The sequence below is a fragment of the Mesorhizobium sp. M0587 genome, from assembly GCF_040320945.1.
Classification (GTDB): Bacteria; Pseudomonadota; Alphaproteobacteria; order Rhizobiales; family Rhizobiaceae; genus Mesorhizobium.
Genome location: NZ_JAMYQP010000067.1, coordinates 1 through 18823, shown reverse-complemented (window position 1 = coordinate 18823; position 18823 = coordinate 1). Strand labels below are relative to the sequence as shown.

The 18823-nt window shown below is 63.3% G+C and carries 17 protein-coding genes and 2 pseudogenes; 12 read left to right on the top strand and 7 right to left on the bottom strand.

Annotation, left to right across the window (positions count from 1 at the left end; translation table 11 throughout):
• The 4 genes and pseudogenes from NKI49_RS31935 to NKI49_RS31920 all read left to right on the top strand — a co-directional run.
• A pseudogene (locus tag NKI49_RS31935) lies at window positions 1-242 on the top strand (5-aminolevulinate synthase); the annotation flags it as partial.
• A gap of 86 nt (window positions 243-328) precedes the next feature.
• Window positions 329-544 (top strand): annotated as a pseudogene (locus NKI49_RS31930) (pyridoxamine 5'-phosphate oxidase family protein); the annotation flags it as partial.
• A gap of 145 nt (window positions 545-689) precedes the next feature.
• Window positions 690-1337, top strand: coding sequence for a helix-turn-helix domain-containing protein (locus NKI49_RS31925; RefSeq protein ID WP_352606316.1), 648 nt, complete (start codon window positions 690-692; stop codon window positions 1335-1337).
• A gap of 387 nt (window positions 1338-1724) precedes the next feature.
• Window positions 1725-1937 (top strand): Cif family virulence factor, encoded by a 213-nt coding sequence (locus tag NKI49_RS31920; protein WP_352695899.1) that lies wholly within the window; start codon window positions 1725-1727, stop codon window positions 1935-1937.
• A gap of 104 nt (window positions 1938-2041) precedes the next feature.
• Here the strand turns inward: NKI49_RS31920 and NKI49_RS31915 are convergent, their stop codons facing one another.
• Window positions 2042-2344 carry a DUF982 domain-containing protein gene (locus tag NKI49_RS31915; RefSeq protein ID WP_352606320.1) on the bottom strand — a complete coding sequence of 101 codons (303 nt, stop codon included), beginning with the start codon at window positions 2342-2344 and terminating at the stop codon, window positions 2042-2044.
• 290 nt (window positions 2345-2634) lie between these two features.
• Here NKI49_RS31915 and NKI49_RS31910 point away from each other — a divergent pair, with 290 nt between their 5' ends.
• Complete coding sequence (locus NKI49_RS31910) at window positions 2635-4092, top strand: NCS1 family nucleobase:cation symporter-1 (RefSeq protein ID WP_352606322.1); 1458 nt, start codon at window positions 2635-2637, stop codon at window positions 4090-4092.
• A 39-nt stretch (window positions 4093-4131) separates the two neighbouring features.
• On the opposite strand, the gene NKI49_RS31905 is transcribed toward NKI49_RS31910, so the two are convergent.
• The 5 genes from NKI49_RS31905 to tpiA form a co-directional block, all read right to left on the bottom strand.
• Window positions 4132-4665, bottom strand: a complete 534-nt coding sequence (locus tag NKI49_RS31905; protein WP_352606324.1) for a DUF1697 domain-containing protein — start codon at window positions 4663-4665, stop codon at window positions 4132-4134.
• A 25-nt stretch (window positions 4666-4690) separates the two neighbouring features.
• Window positions 4691-6328, bottom strand: a complete 1638-nt coding sequence (pyrG, locus tag NKI49_RS31900; RefSeq protein WP_352606326.1) for a CTP synthase — start codon at window positions 6326-6328, stop codon at window positions 4691-4693.
• A 137-nt stretch (window positions 6329-6465) separates the two neighbouring features.
• Window positions 6466-7593: a L,D-transpeptidase family protein gene (locus NKI49_RS31895; protein ID WP_352606328.1), complete on the bottom strand. Its 1128-nt coding sequence runs from the start codon at window positions 7591-7593 to the stop codon at window positions 6466-6468.
• 406 nt (window positions 7594-7999) lie between these two features.
• Entirely contained in the window at window positions 8000-8473 is a 474-nt protein-coding gene (gene secG, locus NKI49_RS31890) for a preprotein translocase subunit SecG (protein WP_352606330.1), read from the bottom strand.
• A 171-nt stretch (window positions 8474-8644) separates the two neighbouring features.
• Complete coding sequence (gene tpiA / locus NKI49_RS31885; protein ID WP_352606332.1) at window positions 8645-9412, bottom strand: triose-phosphate isomerase; 768 nt, start codon at window positions 9410-9412, stop codon at window positions 8645-8647.
• Window positions 9413-9555: 143 nt separating this feature from the next.
• Here tpiA and NKI49_RS31880 point away from each other — a divergent pair, with 143 nt between their 5' ends.
• The 5 genes from NKI49_RS31880 to NKI49_RS31860 all read left to right on the top strand — a co-directional run bounded on the left by NKI49_RS31880 (window position 9556) and on the right by NKI49_RS31860 (window position 15074).
• Window positions 9556-11448: a SurA N-terminal domain-containing protein gene (locus NKI49_RS31880; protein WP_352606334.1), complete on the top strand. Its 1893-nt coding sequence runs from the start codon at window positions 9556-9558 to the stop codon at window positions 11446-11448.
• Window positions 11445-12455 carry an anthranilate phosphoribosyltransferase gene (gene trpD, locus NKI49_RS31875; RefSeq protein WP_352606336.1) on the top strand — a complete coding sequence of 337 codons (1011 nt, stop codon included), beginning with the start codon at window positions 11445-11447 and terminating at the stop codon, window positions 12453-12455. The genes NKI49_RS31880 and trpD overlap by 4 nt, the downstream gene beginning before the upstream one ends.
• Window positions 12456-12459: 4 nt before the next feature.
• Window positions 12460-13305 carry an indole-3-glycerol phosphate synthase TrpC gene (gene trpC / locus NKI49_RS31870; protein ID WP_352606338.1) on the top strand — a complete coding sequence of 282 codons (846 nt, stop codon included), beginning with the start codon at window positions 12460-12462 and terminating at the stop codon, window positions 13303-13305.
• A gap of 66 nt (window positions 13306-13371) precedes the next feature.
• Window positions 13372-13872 carry a cyclic pyranopterin monophosphate synthase MoaC gene (gene moaC / locus NKI49_RS31865; RefSeq protein ID WP_352606340.1) on the top strand — a complete coding sequence of 167 codons (501 nt, stop codon included), beginning with the start codon at window positions 13372-13374 and terminating at the stop codon, window positions 13870-13872.
• Window positions 13872-15074: a molybdopterin molybdotransferase MoeA gene (locus tag NKI49_RS31860; RefSeq protein ID WP_352606342.1), complete on the top strand. Its 1203-nt coding sequence runs from the start codon at window positions 13872-13874 to the stop codon at window positions 15072-15074. Before moaC ends, NKI49_RS31860 begins: the two co-directional genes overlap by 1 nt.
• 50 nt (window positions 15075-15124) lie before the next feature.
• Here NKI49_RS31860 and NKI49_RS31855 read toward each other — a convergent pair whose 3' ends face one another.
• The gene (locus tag NKI49_RS31855) at window positions 15125-15955 is read right to left on the bottom strand and encodes a hormone-sensitive lipase (RefSeq protein ID WP_352606344.1); all 831 of its coding nucleotides are present in this window, start codon (window positions 15953-15955) and stop codon (window positions 15125-15127) included.
• A gap of 307 nt (window positions 15956-16262) precedes the next feature.
• Here NKI49_RS31855 and NKI49_RS31850 point away from each other — a divergent pair, with 307 nt between their 5' ends.
• Both NKI49_RS31850 and kynA read left to right on the top strand, forming a co-directional pair.
• The gene (locus tag NKI49_RS31850) at window positions 16263-17888 is read left to right on the top strand and encodes an AMP-binding protein (RefSeq protein ID WP_352606346.1); all 1626 of its coding nucleotides are present in this window, start codon (window positions 16263-16265) and stop codon (window positions 17886-17888) included.
• Entirely contained in the window at window positions 17885-18721 is an 837-nt protein-coding gene (gene kynA, locus NKI49_RS31845) for a tryptophan 2,3-dioxygenase (RefSeq protein WP_352606348.1), read from the top strand. The genes NKI49_RS31850 and kynA overlap by 4 nt, the downstream gene beginning before the upstream one ends.
• The last annotated feature ends 102 nt before the right edge of the window (window positions 18722-18823 follow it).

Below are 18823 nucleotides of genomic sequence, written 5' to 3'. Positions count from 1 at the left end.
GCCTGCTCGGCGTGCACGGGCTCTACATCCAGCCGATCAACTATCCGACCGTGCCGCGCGGCACCGAACGGCTGCGCATCACGCCGACGCCGTTCCATTCCGATGCGCTGATCGCCGAGTTGCAGGACGCGCTGGTCGAGACCTGGGATGCGCTCGGCATTCCCTATGGCTCCGCCGGCCGGCCCTCCGTGGCCAAGAGCGACCGCGTCATTCCGCTGCTGGTGCCGAAGTCGGGGGGCTGAAAGCCCGGCGGCGGAAACCTCGCCGGCTTAAGTTTGCCAGCCGGTGCGCCGCTTCCTCGATCTGGTCGAGGCGGGGGCCGGACCTGAGCGTTGTTGTCGATGGCCGCCATGAGGAACTGCCTAACTAACCGGGTTGGCCACAAGCTCGAGCGCTACCAGGCATGGTCAGTGCTGAGCAAGCACGCCGACTGATGGGAGCCCGGCGCGCTCAAGCCGGTTTTGCCCCCTGTGTCTGACAGCACGCCGCATGTTTTCTTTCGCATCCTCATTGAGTAGGTGTCGGCCGCGAGGCAAGTGAATAGCTGAACGATCGCCTCGACCGCCGAAAGCGACGGCTGGACCGCAGCGAAGGGTGATTCTAGGTACTTTCCCGTAGGGACATAACCGAATTTCGCGACACAAGGATTCGCGCGATTGCTGTGACACGGATCAACCGGGAAAACAGCCATGCACGCCTACACGACCCCCCAACTCGCAGCGCAGTCGCGGTCGTCCCAGCCGAATCCTCGGGAGGCATTCCAACCCGCGCTGCTGCAGCCGCTCAGCTTCTTTCCCGCCGGCGCGGAAATCTATGCCCAGGGCGAAAAGGCCGGGGCCTTCTACCAGGTCGAGTTTGGCGCCGTGCGCATCTACCGCCTGCTTGCTGACGGGCGCCGGCAGATAAGCGCCTTTCACCTGGCTGGAGAGACATTCGGCTTCGAAGGCGGCACGACGCATCATTTCTTCGCCGAAGCGATCAATGCCGCCGGCATCCGCGTCTTCCGCATCGCTGCCAGTGCTGACATGTCGCATCAGTTGCTGCCGCTAGCGCTCAAGGGCCTGACAAGGGCGCAGGAACACCTTCTGGTCCTGGGTCGCCAGAACGCCATCGAACGCGTCGCAGCATTCCTGGTCGACATTGCGGAGCGTCAAGGCGGTCTGCGTCAGGTCGAGTTACCGATGTCGCGCATGGATATCGGCGACTATCTCGGCCTTACTATCGAGACCGTGTCGCGGGTCTTCACCAAGCTGAAGGAAAAAGGCGTCATTCGCCTACTCAATCTGCGCTGTGTCGAAGTCGTCAAGTACGACGCGCTTCAGAATATGAGCGAGTGAATGGCAACACGCCCGGGGCCAAGCGGAATGCAGCCTCCCCCTCAGCCTCAGTGGTAGCCGGCCAAGGCCGATTACTGACCAGACGGAATCGTCGAATTCGCTGAAGCCGCAACCACGGCTTCCCGAGCCTCACGTGTCGGTCCAGTAACTGCCTGACCGCCTTTGCGGCGAGCGTGGTTGAATGCCGACATCTCAGTGTCGGTTGCGATAGACTGCGCCGCGAAACGGAGCTGAGCGCCATTATGAACGACCCAACCAAAGGAAGGCCTGTCTACGATCCGCAGCAACTGGAACCGCTGCTGATCTCCCGGCAGCATGCCGGCGACGTCGAGGGCATGACCGCCCGTCGAATCCGATGCGGTGATCGATTGTGGTGGCGGCCGTTTTGTGCGCGGCCGCGATGCTATCCGCCGCTACTATGCCGAGATCGTCGCGTCTGGACGAAAGTTTGCGACCGGAGAACAGCGCCCGGCGCTCGTTTGCGGCGATCTCGCGCTCACGTCGACCCGCCTTCCGGATGGCGACGTGACCAGCGAGGTCGCCCGGCGGCAAGACGACGGGTCCTGGCTTTGGGTGATCGACCGCTATTGCGTCACCTGAAGACGGAACCCCAACCCGCGAACCCACGTCGCCGGTGGCGCATGAAGCACTGTCGAGCCGCCGCCGCGGCGCGACATTCTTGCAAGGCAGGAAGGATGCAGCGCCTACCGCCGCGGTGCGTGCGCACTCGCCATGGTTTCGCTGGCCGCCGGCAACGTCATGTCATCGTCGAGAAGCCGCGTGATCCGGGCAAAGCCGGTGAACGCTTTCCTAGCTTCCTCGGCCGACATCTGACCCGCCAAGGCAGCCGAGCAGCAATTCAGCGCGCATTGGTAGACGGGGCCGCGCCGACCTGTTGGCCATTTCCGCAAGAACACCATGGCCTCGGCAACACTATCGATTTCCTCGACAGGATGGCCCTGCCCGCGCGAAATACGCACGGGCGCAAAGAAATGCAGGTAGTTCATTGTTTCCTCCCGGTCGATCGTTATTCGCTCGATCTAACCCAACGAAACGCGCTGGCCGCCGGGTGGTTCCATCAAAAAAGAAGGCGAAAAAAATCTGCTGCCGAATTCGAATCACCCACCCCGCGAGCCCAAACCGGCCCACCGTCGCGGCCCGTCGATAATCGCGGTTCTCATTGAATATCTTTAAGGCCAAAGCCCGCAAATGGATTGCTTGTCCATTCCCCCGCGTCAGGCTTACCCTGCGCGCGGCCACCGCGTGAGGGCGCGTGCTGCAAAAGGGGAACATTGCAATGACAATACAGGGTGCTTCACCTGACCTCTACAACGAGGATCTGGCTCCAGCCAAGGTTCGAAACTGGGGACCGTTCTCGATCTTCAACGTCTGGACATCGGACGTTCATAGCCTCTGGGGCTATTACCTCGCCGCCAGCCTGTTTCTGTTCTGTGGCGGCTTCGTCAACTTCATCATCGCCATCGGTATCGGTTCGCTGATCATCTACGCGCTGATGAACATGGTCGGCTATGCCGGTGTGAAGACCGGCGTGCCTTATCCCGTGCTTGCCCGCGCCTCATTCGGCATCTGGGGCGCCAACATACCGGCGCTGGTGCGGGCCATCGTCGCCTGCTTCTGGTATGGCGCGCAAACGGCGGCCGCCTCCGGCGCCATCGTCGCGCTGCTGATCCGCTCGCAATGGTTCGCCGATTTCAACACCAACACCCATTTCCTCGGCCACTCCGGCCTGGAAGTGATCTGCTTCGTGGTCATCTGGGCGCTGCAGCTGCTGATTATCCAGAAAGGCATGGAGACGGTGCGCCGCTTCCAGGACTGGGCGGGGCCGGCCGTCTGGGTGATGATGCTGATCCTGGCCATCTATCTCTGCGTCAAATCCGGAACCTTCGCCTTCACCAGCGATATCCCGATGGACGTGCTCCTGGAGAAGACCAAGGATGCCGGCGTGCCGGGCGAACCAGGCTCGTGGACCTCGCTGTTCGCGGTGGCCGCGATCTGGGTGACCTATTTCTCGGCGCTCTATCTCAACTTCTGCGATTTCGCCCGTTATGCGCCGGACAAGGCGTCGCTGCGCAAGGGCAACATCTGGGGGTTGCCGGTCAACCTCATCCTGTTCTCGCTGGTCGCAGGCGTCACCACCATTGCCGCCTATGACGTCTACCACGAGGTGCTGCTGCACCCCGACCAGATCTCGGCGAAATTCGACAGCTGGTTCCTGGCTGCCCTTGCGGCCCTGACCTTCGCCGTCGCGACCCTTGGTATCAACGTCGTCGCCAACTTCGTGTCGCCGGCCTTCGACTTCTCCAATGTCTTTCCCCGGCAGATCGACTTCAAGAAGGGCGGCTATATTGCGGCGCTGATCGCGCTCGTGCTCTATCCCTTCGCGCCTTGGGAAGGCAGTGCCGCCTCCTTCGTCAACGTCATCGGCGCGACGATGGGACCGATCTTCGGCGTGATGATGGTCGACTACTACCTGATCCGGAAGGGCGAGGTGGACGTCGAGGCGCTTTACCGCGAGGATGGCGAGTTCCGCTTCCAGGGCGGCTGGCATGTCAATGCCTTCATCGCCGCCGGCATCGGCGCCATCTTCTCCTCGATCCTGCCGAACTTCACCAACTGGCTGCCGTCCTGGTGGGGCGTCTACGGCTGGTTCTTCGGCGTGGCGATCGCCGGCATCATCTATTACGTGCTGCGCACCGCGGCCGTGGGTGCTGGCGCCAAGACAGCGAAAGCCTGACGCGAATTAATCTGGGGCGGTGCAAGGCCGCCCCGGATCTCATGCGCCAACCATCTCGGTCAGTTTGCGCACCGTGTTCCAGTTGCGCGACGTGCCGATGCCCAGCCGCTTGTGGCCCGTTGCCGCCAGAAGCCGCGAACTGGCACGCGAGAAGACAATCCAGATGTCGCCGCCGACGGCCTGCATCTTTTCATCCTTGCCGACATAGGAGCCGAGTGCCGTGACGGCCTCGTCCGGCACCGGCCGCCGCATCACCCGCACCGCCACCTGATCCGCCGCGGCAATCGATTCGGCCGGGAACGGATTGCCGGCCGCGAGCCTCAGCCAGTCGGTCGCGCCGCGCACGATGATGTCGACATGGCGGCCGAAGGTCTTTTCAAAAGCCGCTTCCAGACGCTGCTCGAGATCGGCGACTTCCGTCGCCGGCGCTTCGAAGACGAGATTGCCGGTCGCCACCAGCGTGCGGACGTTCCGCAGGCCGAGGCCTTCCGCCATCGCCTTGAGATCGGACATGATCACGCGGCGCCCTTCGCCGAGGACGATGCTGTAGAGAAGCGCGACATAGGTCTGCATGAGGCACCACCTCGCTTGGCGGTGCCTACACCAGGCGCGACTGCTCCACCGCCGCCTCGATAAAACTGGCGAACAGCGGATGCGGGTCGAGCGGCCGGCTCTTCAGTTCCGGGTGATACTGCACGCCGATGAACCAGGGGTGGTCGGGGTATTCGACCGTTTCAGGCAGCACGCCGTCGGGCGACATGCCGGCGAACACCAGCCCGCAATCCTCAAGCCGCTCCTTGTAGTCGACATTGACCTCGTAGCGGTGGCGATGACGCTCGGAAATTTGCGTGTCGCCATAAATTTCGGCGATCTTGGAGCCCTTGGCGAGATCGGCCTGGTAGGCGCCGAGCCGCATCGTGCCGCCGAGATCGCCGGTCTCACGGCGCTTCTCCAGCATGTTGCCCTTCAGCCATTCGGTCATCAGCCCGACGACCGGCTCACTGGTCGGGCCAAACTCGGTCGAGGACGCGTGCTCGACGCCGGCCAGCGAACGCGCAGCCTCGATGCAGGCCATCTGCATCCCGAAGCAGATGCCGAAATACGGTACCTTGCGCTCGCGCGCGAATTTCGCCGCCAGGATCTTGCCTTCCGAGCCGCGCTCGCCAAAGCCGCCGGGAACCAGGATGCCATGCACTTTTTCCAGCCAGGGCGTCGGATCTTCCTTTTCGAAGATCTCCGATTCGATCCAGTCGAGCTTCACCTTGACGTGGTTGGCCAGGCCGCCATGCGAGAGCGCCTCGATCAGCGATTTATAGGCATCCTTGAGGCCGGTATATTTGCCGACGACGGCGATGGTCACCTCGCCTTCCGGATTGTGGATGCGGCTCGACACCGCCTGCCAGGGCTCCATGCGCGGCTTCGGCGCCGGATCGATGCCAAAGGCGGCGAGCACCTCCGAATCGAGCCCCTCCTTGTGATAGGCCATCGGCACGTCATAGATATGCGGCACGTCGAGTGCCTGGATCACGGCACTCTCCCGGACGTTGCAGAACAGCGACAACTTTCTGCGCTCTTCCTTGGGAATGGCGCGGTCGGCGCGGACCAGCAGGATGTCGGGCGCGATGCCGATGCCGCGCAGTTCCTTGACCGAATGCTGCGTCGGCTTGGTCTTCAGCTCACCCGCCGTGGGTATGTAAGGCATCAAGGTCAGGTGTACGTACACGGCATTGTTGCGCGGCAGGTCGTTACCGAGCTGGCGGATCGCCTCGAGGAACGGCATCGCCTCGATATCGCCGACCGTGCCGCCGATCTCGCACAGCACGAAATCATAGTCGTCATTGCCGTTGAGGACGAAATTCTTGATCTCGTCGGTGACGTGCGGGATGACCTGCACTGTCGCGCCAAGATAGTCGCCGCGCCGCTCGCGTTCGATGATGTTCTTGTAGATGCGGCCGGTGGTGATGTTGTCCTGCTGGTTGGCCGAGCGGCCGGTGAAGCGCTCGTAATGGCCAAGATCGAGATCGGTCTCGGCGCCGTCATCGGTGACGAACACCTCGCCGTGCTGGTACGGCGACATCGTGCCGGGATCGACATTGAGATAGGGGTCGAGCTTTTTGATGCGTGCGCGATAGCCTCGCGCCTGCAGGAGAGCCCCAAGGGCCGCTGCGGCTATGCCTTTTCCAAGTGAGGAAACCACGCCGCCTGTGATGAATACATATCGCGCCATGGGAGTCATCGCTTAACGCGGCCTGATTGATTCCGCCAGAGAAAAAACCGCCGCGAAGGCTTTTTCCCAAAAAGGCGCCGAAGTGGTGGACAAGGCAAAACAAAAGGGCCGGCTGAGCCGGCCCTTTCGGCAGGATGATCGAAACGTCAGATGATGACGACTTTGGTGCCTACCCTTACGCGGCTATAGAGGTCCATCACGTGCTCGTTGATCATGCGGAAGCAGCCGTTCGAGGCGCTGGTTCCGATCGACTGCGGCGCGATGGTGCCGTGGATGCGCAGATGCGTGTCCTTCTTGCCGTCATAGAGGTAGATGGCGCGCGCGCCGAGCGGGTTCTGGCCGCCCCCCGGCATCCCGTCCTTGTACTGGCCGTAATGCTTGGGCTCGCGCTTCTGCATGTCGAGCGTGGGGATCCAGCGCGGCCATTCCTGCTTGTCGCCAACCGCGACCGTGCCCTTGAACTGGAGACCATCCCGGCCGACAGCGATGGCATAGCGGCGGGCGGTGGACGAGCTTTCGACCAGATAAAGCCGCCGGGCATTGGTGTCGATGACGATGGTGCCCGCGTCGTAGCCGGTGAATTCCACGTCCTGTGGGACGAATTCCGGCTTCACTTTGAACTGCTTCTTGGCTTCTTTCTTGGCAAGCGCTGCGTCGAGCGCGCGCGTCTCGGGCAGATAGCTTACCGACGACCCGGACGAAGTGCCGCCGAACAGGCCGGCGAACAAGCCGCCACTCGGCTGCTTCTGGCCGATAACTTCGCTGCGCAGCTCGCCATTGTTGCCGTTCAGAGCGACGTTCGTCGCCTCGGCCGGGATCGGCTCGGCCGACAGGATCGGCGCCAGCGGCGTCAGCGGCGTCAGCGGTTCGATGATATTGGTGGTCTTCTTTGCCGGCTTGGCCTCGGCCACTTCGGTTGCAGGAGCGCTCTTGCCCTTCTTGGCCAGGAAGGCCTGCCGTTCGGCATCGGCCCTGGCTTTCGCCGCCTCGCGCATCGCCAGCTTCCTGGCTTCGAGCGCCTTGGTCTTGGCCGCTTCCTTGTCCGCAACGATCTTGGCCTCGATCTTCTTGATCTGGGAGAGATCGTCCGGCGTCGGGTTTTTCTTCTTCTTGAGAAGCTTCAACTGCGCCGCATCGCTCTTGGCTGCGACGTTGATGGCGTCGGTCTTCTCGACCGACTGATTGGCCATATTGGCCGGCACGCCGGCGAAAGCCGGGGAACTCAGGCCCAGTGCGGCGCAAAGTCCCAGGAAAATGAAGCTGCGAAGCTGCATGGCGAAGATCCGATCGTTCTATGCTTGTTGCCCACGGCGTCGCCCGGCGTCCCCCAAGGACACCGGAAATGCCGCGCGCAATCTATAGTCGAATAAGCCCGGACGCCTCAAGCGCGAGACCGTGCCGCCACCCGTCGAATCTTCGTGATAGCGCAGCATTTGCCGCGACTGTGATCAAACGACAACAGATCGCGTTAAGGTGCGTTAATATTCCAGCCAGGCGAGCCGGAACAGAGACGGCGTGAAGCGACCAAATCGGAGTATTTGCAGCCAAGCGGTTCCGCTTGGCGCTCTGCATGGCGGATTCGAGAACTGGTTCGGAACGCACTTGAGTCCGCTGGCACCGGAGGCGCCGGTATCAGCGATTGCAGGCCGCAACGCCGACACGCCTTTGGACAAGGTGGGATTACTGGTTCGGAACCTGCGGTGCCGCTGGCGCGGTGTTGGTGGTGCCGTTGGTTGCCGGCGGCGTCGAGCCCGCGGGCGCGGTGGACGGAGCAGTCGCAGGTGGCGTTCCAGCAGCGCCGTTGCCGGATGGCGGCGTAGGCGTGGCGTTACCCGCGGGTGCCGGGGTCGTTGTACCGGGCAATTGGTTGAGCACGCCCTTGCCGGCATTATCCGACGTCGTGGGAACGCGGTCGAGAATATCGATCGGCTTCTCGCCGTAGCGGGCGATGATCGACAGCGTCAGCGACGTCGCGAAGAACGCGGCCGCCAGGATCGCTGTCGCCCGGGTCAACGCGTTGGCGGCACCACGCGCCGTCATGAAGCCAGATCCGCCACCAATACCAAGGCCGCCGCCTTCGGAGCGTTGCAGCAGCACCACGCCGACAAGGGCGAGCACGACCATGAGATGGATGACGATCAGTACGGTTTGCATTGTTTATCCTGGCAAGACCCTGCCCGGCCGCGGACACGACCGGTGAATTGGAGGCGGCTCAATACAATGCTTTCGCGGCATTTCCAAGCCCGTGGCCGGAATATGGGAAGCAACGCGTTCTTTGCAACAATTTCCGGCGTGCGGAGACCGGTCGGTCGCCGCACAAACTCATCAGGAAATATTGCGGTAGGCCTCCGCGATGCCGAGGAAGTCAGCTGCTTTCAGGCTGGCGCCGCCGACCAGCGCGCCGTCGACATTGCGCACGCCAAGCAACTCGACCGCATTGGACGGTTTGACCGAGCCGCCATAGAGAATGCGGATCCTTGCGGCGACGGCGCCGAGTTTCTCCGACAGCTTTTCACGTATATGCGCGTGTGCTTCCGCCACGTCGGCGGCGGTTGGCGTCAGACCGGTCCCGATCGCCCACACCGGCTCATAGGCAATAATGGTGTTCGACGGCGTGGCGCTTGCCGGCACCGACCCGGCGACCTGGCGCGACAACACGTCGAGCGTTGCACCCGCCTCACGCTGTTGCTGCGTCTCGCCGACGCAAATGATGGCCACGAGACCGGCGCGCCAGGCGGCGGACGCCTTGGCCTGGACCGTCGCATCGTCCTCGCCGCGCTGTTCGCGGCACTCGGAATGGCCGACGATGACATGGCTCGCGCCGGCATCCCTGAGCATTTCCGCCGAGATGCAGCCGGTGTAGGCGCCGCTTTCCTTGGCATGGCAATCCTCGCCACCGGCATGGACCGGCGTGCGCGACAGAATCTCCGCGGCATGGGAAAGCAGCGTGGCCGGAACGCAGACCAACGCCTCGGTCTCGGCGTCGAGCCCGCTCATGAAGCCGTTGCCGATCATCCTGAGTTCATTGAGCGAGGCGCTGGTGCCGTTCATTTTCCAGTTGCCTGCGACGAGCGGGCGAATTCCTGGCGTCATGGGTTTGCTTCTCCGGGCTATATTCGGCTCAAGCCTCACTACCAAAATCAGGCGACAAAGCAATCGACAGTGGGCCGGAAGGGCGCTATTGCGCTTGTTTCAGACTCGGCGCATCCGCAAATGCGCATAAATCGGAAGTAACGATGCTTGGTATGTTGAGAAGCGCGGCGGGCACCTGGGTCGCGAAGGGTCTATTGGTGCTGCTGGTGCTCAGCTTCCTGGTGTGGGGCGTCTCCGGGCGCCTGATGGGCGGTCTTGCCGGCCATGATTCGGTAATAATAGCGGGCGGCACCAAGGTTTCGATCAAGGAATATCGCCTCGCCTATGATCGCCAGCTCGCCGTCATGTCGCAGCAGTTCGGGCAACGCTTGACCCATGAACAGGCGAAGTCGCTCGGTATCGACAGCCAGGTGCTGGCGCAGCTCGTTTCCGGTGCGGTCCTCGACGAGCAAGCGCGCAAGCTGGGTCTTGGCCTGTCCAAGGACCGGCTGGCGGAGCTGACACGCGAAGACCCGGCTTTCAAAGGCCCGGGCGGCCAGTTCGACAGGCGAACTTTCGATTATATGCTGCAGCAGGCCGGCATGCGGCCTGAGGATTATCTGAGGAATCGTGCCCAGGTGGCGGTGCGCCAGCAGATCGTCGAGGCGGTCTCGGACGGCCTCAAGGCGCCGGACACTTTCTTCAAGGCAGTCGCGCTCTATCGCGGCGAAGATCGCACCGTCGACTATCTGACATTGCCGAAGACGCTGGTCGAGCCGATCGAGGCGCCGAGCGACAGCGTGCTGTCTGCCTATTTCGAGGCCAACAAGAAAACCTACGCCGCGCCCGAATACCGCAAATTCTCCTATGTCCGTCTCGAACCGGTGGACATCATGGATACGACCGCGGTCACCGACAGCCAAGTCAGCGATGACTACAACAAGAACAAGGCGCGCTACACCACGCCCGAGATGCGCACCATCGAGCAGCTCGTATTCAAGACGCCGGATGCCGCCAAGGCCGCGTTCGATTCACTCAAGGCCGGTGCGACTTTCGACAAGCTCGTCGCGGCCGAAGGCAAGACGCCGGCCGATACGCTGCTCGGCACGCTCGCCAAGGACAAGATCGCCGACAAAGCCGTGGCCGACGCGGCCTTCAAACTCAATGTCAATGAAGTCAGCCCAGTCGTCCAGGGCGCCTTTGGCCCGGTGCTCCTTCGTGTCACAGAGATCAAGCCCGAGGTGGTGAAGCCGCTGGCCGAAGTCTCCGACCAGATCCGCAAGGATTTGGCGCTGGGTGAGGCGAGCCGCATTCTTCTGGACGTGCATGACAATTATGAGGACACCCGCGCCTCCGGCAGTTCGCTGGCCGACGCGGCTGCCAAGCTGAAGTTGAAGGACGTCACGGTCGACGCTATCGATCGCAGCGGCCTCAGGCCCGATGGCTCGATCGTCAAGGACCTGCCGGAATCGCCGGAGCTGATCAAGGCCGTCTTCGAGGCAGAGCCGAACACCGAGAACGACGCTTTGACCACGGCGGACAATGGCTTCGTTTTCTACGAAGTGGCTTCGGTCACGCCAGCCCGCGACCGCACGCTGGACGAGGTTCGTCAGAAAGTCGTCGCCGACTGGACGGCGGCGGAGACGACCAAGCGTCTGCAAGCCAAGGCGAGCGAACTCGAAAAGCGGCTCAAGGCCGGCGCCACGCTCGATGTTATCGCGGGTGAGCTCAAGCTGGAAAAGCAGACCAAGCGCGGCCTGAAGCGCGAAGCCGACGACGCCGATTTCGGCAAGGAGGGCGCCGCGGTGATGTTCGGTGTCGGCGAAGGCGGCACAGGTTTGATCCCCTCGCCTACCGGCGATGGACAGATCCTGTTCAAGGTCGCCGAAGTGTTCGAGCCCGCAGGCGCCGACGCCAGCTCGGTTCCGGAAGACGCGCAGAAATCGTTCACCTCCGGCATGTCGGACGACTTGCTCGACCAGTTGGTGGCGCAGCTGCAGACGCAGTATGACGTCCGCGTCGACCAGGCCGCCGTCGCCCAAGCCTCGACAAGATGAGCGCCCTGAAAGCCCATATCGCCAAGGTCGCGACGGGCACCGCCCTTTCCTTCGAGGAAGCGCGCGAGGCCTTCGACATCATCATGTCGGGCGACGCGACCCCCGGGCAGATCGGCGGCTTCCTGATGGCACTGCGCGTGCGTGGCGAGACCGTTAGCGAGATTTCGGGCGCCGTCGCCACCATGCGCGCCAAGATGCTGCGTGTCGACGCGCCCACCGGCGCCATCGATATCGTCGGCACGGGCGGCGACAATTCCCACAGTGTCAACATTTCGACGGCGTCGGCGTTCGTCATCGCCGCCAGCGGCGTTCCGGTCGCCAAGCACGGCAATCGCGGCCTGTCCTCGCTGACCGGTGCCGCCGATGTCCTTACCGCGCTCGGGGTCAAGATCGACCTGGCGCCGGAGTTCATTAGCCGGTGTATCCACGAGGCGGGCGTCGGCTTCATGTTCGCGCCCGCGCATCATCCGGCGATGAAACATGTCGGCCCGACCCGCGTCGAGCTCGGCACCCGCACCATCTTCAATCTGCTTGGCCCCCTTTCCAATCCGGCTGGTGTGCGGCGGCAGATGGTCGGCGTGTTCCTGCCCGAATGGGTCCTGCCGGTGGCAGAGACGCTGAAGGCGCTCGGCACCGAGCACGCCTGGGTTGCCCATGGCGACGGCTATGACGAGATTACAACCACCGGCGAGACGCATGTCGCCGAACTGATCGGTGGCGAAATCCGCAGCTTCACGCTGACGCCTGAAGCGGTCGGGCTTGCACGGCACACCAAGGATGAGCTGCGCGGCGGCGACGCCGCCTATAACGCCAAGGCATTGCGCGATATGCTGGGCGGTGCCGCCGGCGCCTATTGCGACACCGTCCTGATGAATGCGGGCGCCGGACTGGTCGTGGCTGGCAAGGTGACGACGCTTGGCGACGGGATCGCGGTCGCCAGGCAAGCCATCGACAGCGGCCGGGCGCTGCAAGTGCTCGACAGGCTGATCGAGATTTCGAACGGATAGAACCGTGTCTGACATTCTTCGCAAGATCGAAGCCTACAAGCGCGATGAGATCGCCGCGGCCAAGGCACGCGTGCCGTTGGCCGAGATCAAGGCGCGGGCGAAGGACGCCGATGCGCCACGCGGCTTTCTGGCGGCACTCGAGGCGAAGCACGGATCGGGCGGCTTCGCCCTGATCGCCGAAATCAAGAAGGCGAGCCCCTCCAAAGGGCTGATCCGTGCCGATTTCGATCCGCCGGCATTGGCGCGGGCCTACGAAAAAGGCGGCGCCGCCTGTCTCTCGGTATTGACCGATGCGCCGTCCTTCCAGGGTGCGCCGGAATTTCTCACCGCGGCAAGAGCAGCCGTCGCCCTGCCCGCTTTGCGCAAGGATTTCCTGTTCGACCCGTATCAGGTCCATGAAGCTCGCGCCTGGGGCGCGGACGCCATCCTGATCATCATGGCCAGCGTCGACGACGCCTTGGCGAGCGAGCTTGAAGCGACGGCATTCGACCTCGGCATGGATGCGCTGATCGAGGTGCATGACGAGGCCGAGACGGAGCGCGCTCTAAGGCTGTCGTCGCAACTGATCGGCATCAACAACCGCAATTTGAGAACGTTCGAAACCAGCCTTGAAACTTCGGAGCGGCTGGCGCCCATGGTGCCGGGCGGCCATCTGCTGGTCAGCGAGAGCGGTATTTTCACCCATGACGATTGTCTCAGGATGCAGAAGACCGGCATCGCCACCTTCCTCGTCGGCGAGAGCCTGATGCGGCAACAGGATGTCGCCGCTGCGACGCGCCTGCTTCTGACGGGCAAGGCGGATGCATCGGCCCGAAAATCGGAATCGATTTTCGGAGAGCACGATGCATAGATTCAAAATGATAGAGCGTACTTTGTACGTCCGAATGGACGCACGTCGCTCCATGGCGGTCTGACGATGGCGGCGGCTCTCACCCATCTCGGCGCGCAGGGCGAGGCCAATATGGTCGACGTCGGCGACAAGGCGGAGACGACGCGCACGGCGGTCGCCGAGGGGTTCGTCTCGATGCAACCCGGCACGCTGAAGACGATCCTGGCGGGCAATGCGAAGAAGGGCGATGTGCTGGGCACGGCACGCATTGCCGGCATCATGGCGGCGAAGAAGACGCATGAGCTGATCCCGCTATGCCACCCGCTGCTGCTGACCAAGGTTTCCGTCGATATCGAGCCGGACCATTCGCTGCCTGGGCTGAAGGTCACCGCGCTGGCGCGGGTCACCGGCAAGACCGGCGTCGAGATGGAAGCGCTGACCGCCGCCTCGGTCGCCTGCCTGACCATCTACGATATGGCCAAGGCCGTCGATCGCGCCATGACCATCTCCGGCATCCGGCTGGTCGAAAAGACCGGCGGCAAGTCGGGCGACTACAAAGCCGCTGGCGAAGATGGGGCTGGTGCCTGATGGCGCTGCTTCCGGTCGCAGAAGCGCTCGAACGCCTGCTGGAGGGCGCGGCACCGCTCGCCGGCGAGAGCGTTCCTCTCTTCGAGGCCGTGGATCGCGTGCTTGCCGAGCCGGTCGTGGCGCTGCGCACCCAACCGCCTTTCAACGCGTCGGCCATGGACGGTTATGCGGCCCGTGCCGCCGATATAGCATCGGTACCGTCCAGGCTGTCGGTGATCGGCATGGCGCCGGCCGGACGTGGCTTCGGCGGAACGGTCGGCAAAGCGCAGGCCGTGCGCATTTTCACCGGCGCACCGCTGCCTGACGGCGCCGACACCATCGTCATCCAGGAAAATGTCAGGGACCTCGGCGGCGACATCGAAGTGATCGCGCCCACCGCCCGAGGGCGCAACATCCGCCGCAGCGGGCTCGACTTCTCGACAGGCGACGTCCTGCTGAAAAAAGGCCGTTTGCTCGATCCCGCGGCTCTTTCGCTGGCGGCATCGGCCAATCACCCGCGCGTCCACGTGGTGAAGCGGCCGCTGGTCGCCATCATCGCTACCGGTGACGAGCTCTTGCCACCCGGCAGCGAACTCGGGCCGGACCAGATCATCTCGTCCAATGCCTATGGCGTCGCCGCCACGGCACAATCGGTCGGCGCGCGCGCGCTGGATCTCGGCATTGCCGCCGACCGCAAGGAGGCAATCGCCGCGCTGGTGAAAAAAGCGGTGACGGCTGGCGCCGACGTCATCGTCACGCTGGGAGGCGCCTCGGTCGGCGATCACGACCTGATCCATGACGTGCTGACCGGCGAAGGCATGCAGCTCGGCTTCTGGAAGATCGCCATGCGTCCCGGCAAGCCGCTGATGTTCGGACGCCTCGGCGATATCAGGTGCGTCGGCCTGCCCGGCAATCCGGTGGCGAGCCTGGTCTGCTCACAGCTGTTTTTAAAGCCGCTTCTGGCGCGGCTTGGCGGCCGAGACCACCGCCCGGACATCCGTCCGGCGCGGCTGGGCACGGCAATGCCGGCCAATGATCTTCGCCAGGATTATGTGCGGGCAGTCGTCAAGGAAAGCGATGGCGCGCTGGTGGCGACGCCGTTCAGCATCCAGGATTCCTCGATGCTGAAAATGCTGGCCGATGCCAACGGGCTGATCGTGCGGGAGCCGTTTGCCCCGGCAGCCGCCGCGGGTGAAGTGTGCCGCGTACTGATGCTGCGCTGAAGCACTTTCCAGCAAACCTTTAATAACAAGACGGAAAATGAGACTCGGCGCTACTCCGAGATCAAGGTCCGTGTCAGCGGATGGGTCGGATCGGCAAGGCCGTCGACAATGCTGAAATGATGCCGGTCGGGTTCGACCACGGCGCTCGCGGCGGCGCCAAGGCCGGTCCAGATGTTGGCGAGCAACGCATTCTGGCGCAGGAATTCGGAGCGCTCGCCGCCACCGACCCAGCAGGTGATGCGGGCGCCGTCCATGGGGCGCAGCAGGGCCGGGCTTTCGGCCTGCGCCTCCGGCTCGTCGATCGCCAATGTCGCGTTCATCTCGGTGCGCATGATCGGACGAAGGTCATGGACGCCTGAAATCGAAACGACATGGCGCACACGCCGCGCGACATCGACCGCCAAAGGCGTCGTTGTCGTCACCATCCGGCTGGCAAGATGTCCACCGGCCGAATGTCCCGTCAGCATCAGCGGTCCTTCGACCATCCCTGCCGCTTTGCTGATCGCCGCGCCGACTTCGGCGACGATGCCGGCGATCCGGGTTTCTGGACAGAGCGTGTAGGACGGCATCGCCACGGCAAAGCCGTTGCTGACCGCGCCGTTGGCGAGATGCGACCAGAAACTCTTGTCGAACGCCTTCCAGTAGCCGCCATGGATGAATACAACGAGCCCCCTGGGCGTGGCCCCAGGAAGGAAGAGATCGAACCGATTGCGCCGCCCATCGCCATAGGAGATGTCGAGCCGTGCTCGCCCCTCGGCCGCAAGCGCGTCGCGAAAAGCTTGCGCCGGTTCCACCCACGCGGCCGGCCAGCGATCGCTGCCGGCGATGTTGGCGCCATTGGCATAGGCATCGTCCCAATCGGCAATGCGATGTTCGAGCATCGGCCCTTCCCTCAAAACAGCATCGTTTCCAGCGCCAGGATTGGCAATCGCCATGCCATGCGTCAATGCTCCAGAACAAAACATTTTAGGCTTGAAACAAATTTCGACTGGTGCGATCCTGCCTGACGAACAGCCGACAATGGGAGGTTTGCTGTGCCACCCGAACCTGCAGGATGCTCGCCCTTCGAACGGCATTCGAGCACCTGCGGCACGAAAAAGCTCCCGCGAAAGACAGGAATTTCGGATCCACCGCCTCCGGCCTGGTGCCTCGCGCACGGACCGGGGCAAAGACAGGGATAGCGGCGACATGCTTGGGCCTTCAGCGCATATCGACACGTTCACGCGCGATCACCTGCCACCGCCGGAGCAATGGCCGGACTTCCTGCTCGACGGCTTCGACTATCCCGAACATCTCAACGCGGGCGTCGAGCTGACGGACAGGCTGGTCGAGAAGGGCCTCGGCGACCACACCGCTCTGATCGGCAATGGCCGCCGCCGCACCTACAAGGAACTGTCCGACTGGACGAACAGGCTGGCCCATGCGCTGGTCGAGAATTACGGCGTGAAGCCCGGGAACCGGGTGCTGATCCGCTCGGCCAACAACCCCGCCATGGTCGCCTGCTGGCTGGCCGCCACCAAGGTCGGCGCGGTTGTCGTCAACACCATGCCGATGCTGCGCGCCGGCGAGCTTGGCAAGATCGTCGACAAGGCGGAAATCACCGTTGCGCTCTGCGACACCAGGCTGATGGACGAGATGACTGCCTGCGCCAAGGGCAGCGCGTTCTTGAAGCAGGTGATCGGCTTCGACGGCACGGCCAACCATGATGCCGAACTTGATCGCGCCGCCCTCGACAAACCGGTTATTTTCACCGCCGTCGACACCGGCCGCGACGACGTCGCGCTGCTCGGCTTCACCTCGGGCACCACAGGCGTGCCGAAGGCGACGATGCATTTCCACCGCGACCTCCTGATCATCGCCGACGCCTATGCCCGCGAGATCCTGCAGGTGACGCCGGAAGACATCTTTGTCGGCTCGCCGCCGCTCGCCTTCACCTTCGGCCTGGGCGGCCTTGCCATCTTCCCGCTGCGCTTCGGCGCGGCGGCGACACTTCTGGAACAGGCGACGCCGCCCAACATGGTCCACATCATCGAGACCTACAAGGCGACCATCTCCTTCACCGCGCCGACCGCCTATCGCGCGATGCTGAAGGCCATGGATGAAGGTGCCGATCTGTCGTCGCTGCGCGTTGCCGTTTCGGCCGGCGAGACGTTGCCCGCGCCAGTCTTCGAGGAATGGACGCAAAAGACAGGCAAGCCGATCCTCGACGGCATCGGCGCCACCGAAATGCTGCACATCTTCATTTCCAACCGCTTCGACGACATGAGGCCGGCGTCGACCGGGAAACCGGTGGGCGGCTACGAAGCGCGCATCGTCGACGACGAGATGCGCGAGGTGCCGCGCGGCGCGACCGGCAGGCTGGCCGTGCGCGGCCCGACCGGCTGCCGCTACATGGCCGATGACCGGCAGAAAGACTATGTCCGCGACGGCTGGAATCTCACCGGCGACACCTTCACCCAGGACGCGGACGGCTTCTTCCATTTCGCCGCGCGCTCCGACGACATGATCGTCAGCGCCGGCTACAACATTGCCGGGCCCGAGGTCGAGGCGGCGCTGCTTTCGCATCCCGATGTCGCCGAATGTGCGGTGATCGGCGCCCAGGACGCCGAACGCGGCCAAATCGTCGAAGCGCATATCGTACTGGTGCAAGGCGTGTCGCCGGATGCGTTGACAATCAAGCGCCTGCAGGACCACGTCAAGGCGACGATCGCGCCCTATAAATATCCGAGATCGGTGAAATTCATCGCCGCCCTGCCCAAGACGCAGACCGGTAAGATCCAGCGTTTCCGGCTGCGCATGGAGAAAATCAATTGAGCGATCCCTACGATCCGGCGTCCGAAGGCGCGCAGATGTCGTTCAAGCAGCGCATGTCCTACAGTGACTACCTGCACCTGGAGAAAGTGCTCGACGCGCAGGCGCCGTTGTCGTCGGCGCATGATGAGATGCTGTTCATCATCCAGCACCAGACCTCCGAACTCTGGATGAAGCTCGCTTTGCACGAGATCGGCGCGGCGATCCGCTCCATACGCGCCGATCGCCTCGAACCGAGCTTCAAGATGCTGTCGCGCGTCGCCCGTATCTTCGAGCAGTTGAACAACGCCTGGGACGTGCTGCGCACGATGACGCCCAGCGAGTACACCGAGTTCCGCGACGCGCTCGGCCAGTCCTCCGGTTTCCAGTCCTGGCAGTATCGCGCCATCGAGTTCATGGCCGGCAACCGCAACCTCGCCATGCTCGGCCCGCATAAGCACCGGCCGGACCTCAGCGGGAAGCTGGAGGCGATCTTGGCCGAACCGTCGCTATACGACGAAGCCTTGCTGCTTTTGGCACGCAATGGATTCGACATCGGCGCTGACGCCAGGCGCACCGATTGGCGCGAGACGCGCACCGAGAATGAAGAGGTCCTGGTCGCCTGGCAGACCGTTTATCGTGACCCGCAACGCTACTGGATGTTCTATGAACTGGCCGAGAAGCTGGTCGACTTCGAGGACTATTTCCGCCGCTGGCGCTTCAACCACGTCACCACTGTCGAGCGCATCATCGGCATGAAGCGCGGCACTGGCGGCACCTCGGGTGCCTCCTACCTGAAGAAGATGCTGGAGGTCGAATTGTTTCCCGAACTCTGGAAGGTCCGCACCAGGCTCTAGGGGTTGTTGAGAATCAGGATTCCACTTTCGCCCTTTGAGTGATTCAAGCCTCATTTTGGAGGCTTTGATGATTCGAACGGTTCTGACGGACGAGCAATGGGA

Coding starts and splice junctions, on each gene's coding strand:
- NKI49_RS31925 (WP_352606316.1), top strand. CDS start 690: ATGCACGCCTACACGACCCCCCAACTCGCAGCGCAGTCGCGGTCGTCC.
- NKI49_RS31915 (WP_352606320.1), bottom strand. CDS start 2,344: ATGAACTACCTGCATTTCTTTGCGCCCGTGCGTATTTCGCGCGGGCAG.
- NKI49_RS31910 (WP_352606322.1), top strand. CDS start 2,635: ATGACAATACAGGGTGCTTCACCTGACCTCTACAACGAGGATCTGGCT.
- NKI49_RS31905 (WP_352606324.1), bottom strand. CDS start 4,665: ATGCAGACCTATGTCGCGCTTCTCTACAGCATCGTCCTCGGCGAAGGG.
- pyrG (WP_352606326.1), bottom strand. CDS start 6,328: ATGACTCCCATGGCGCGATATGTATTCATCACAGGCGGCGTGGTTTCC.
- NKI49_RS31895 (WP_352606328.1), bottom strand. CDS start 7,593: ATGCAGCTTCGCAGCTTCATTTTCCTGGGACTTTGCGCCGCACTGGGC.
- secG (WP_352606330.1), bottom strand. CDS start 8,473: ATGCAAACCGTACTGATCGTCATCCATCTCATGGTCGTGCTCGCCCTT.
- tpiA (WP_352606332.1), bottom strand. CDS start 9,412: ATGACGCCAGGAATTCGCCCGCTCGTCGCAGGCAACTGGAAAATGAAC.
- NKI49_RS31880 (WP_352606334.1), top strand. CDS start 9,556: ATGCTTGGTATGTTGAGAAGCGCGGCGGGCACCTGGGTCGCGAAGGGT.
- trpD (WP_352606336.1), top strand. CDS start 11,445: ATGAGCGCCCTGAAAGCCCATATCGCCAAGGTCGCGACGGGCACCGCC.
- moaC (WP_352606340.1), top strand. CDS start 13,372: ATGGCGGCGGCTCTCACCCATCTCGGCGCGCAGGGCGAGGCCAATATG.
- NKI49_RS31860 (WP_352606342.1), top strand. CDS start 13,872: ATGGCGCTGCTTCCGGTCGCAGAAGCGCTCGAACGCCTGCTGGAGGGC.
- NKI49_RS31855 (WP_352606344.1), bottom strand. CDS start 15,955: ATGCTCGAACATCGCATTGCCGATTGGGACGATGCCTATGCCAATGGC.
- NKI49_RS31850 (WP_352606346.1), top strand. CDS start 16,263: ATGCTTGGGCCTTCAGCGCATATCGACACGTTCACGCGCGATCACCTG.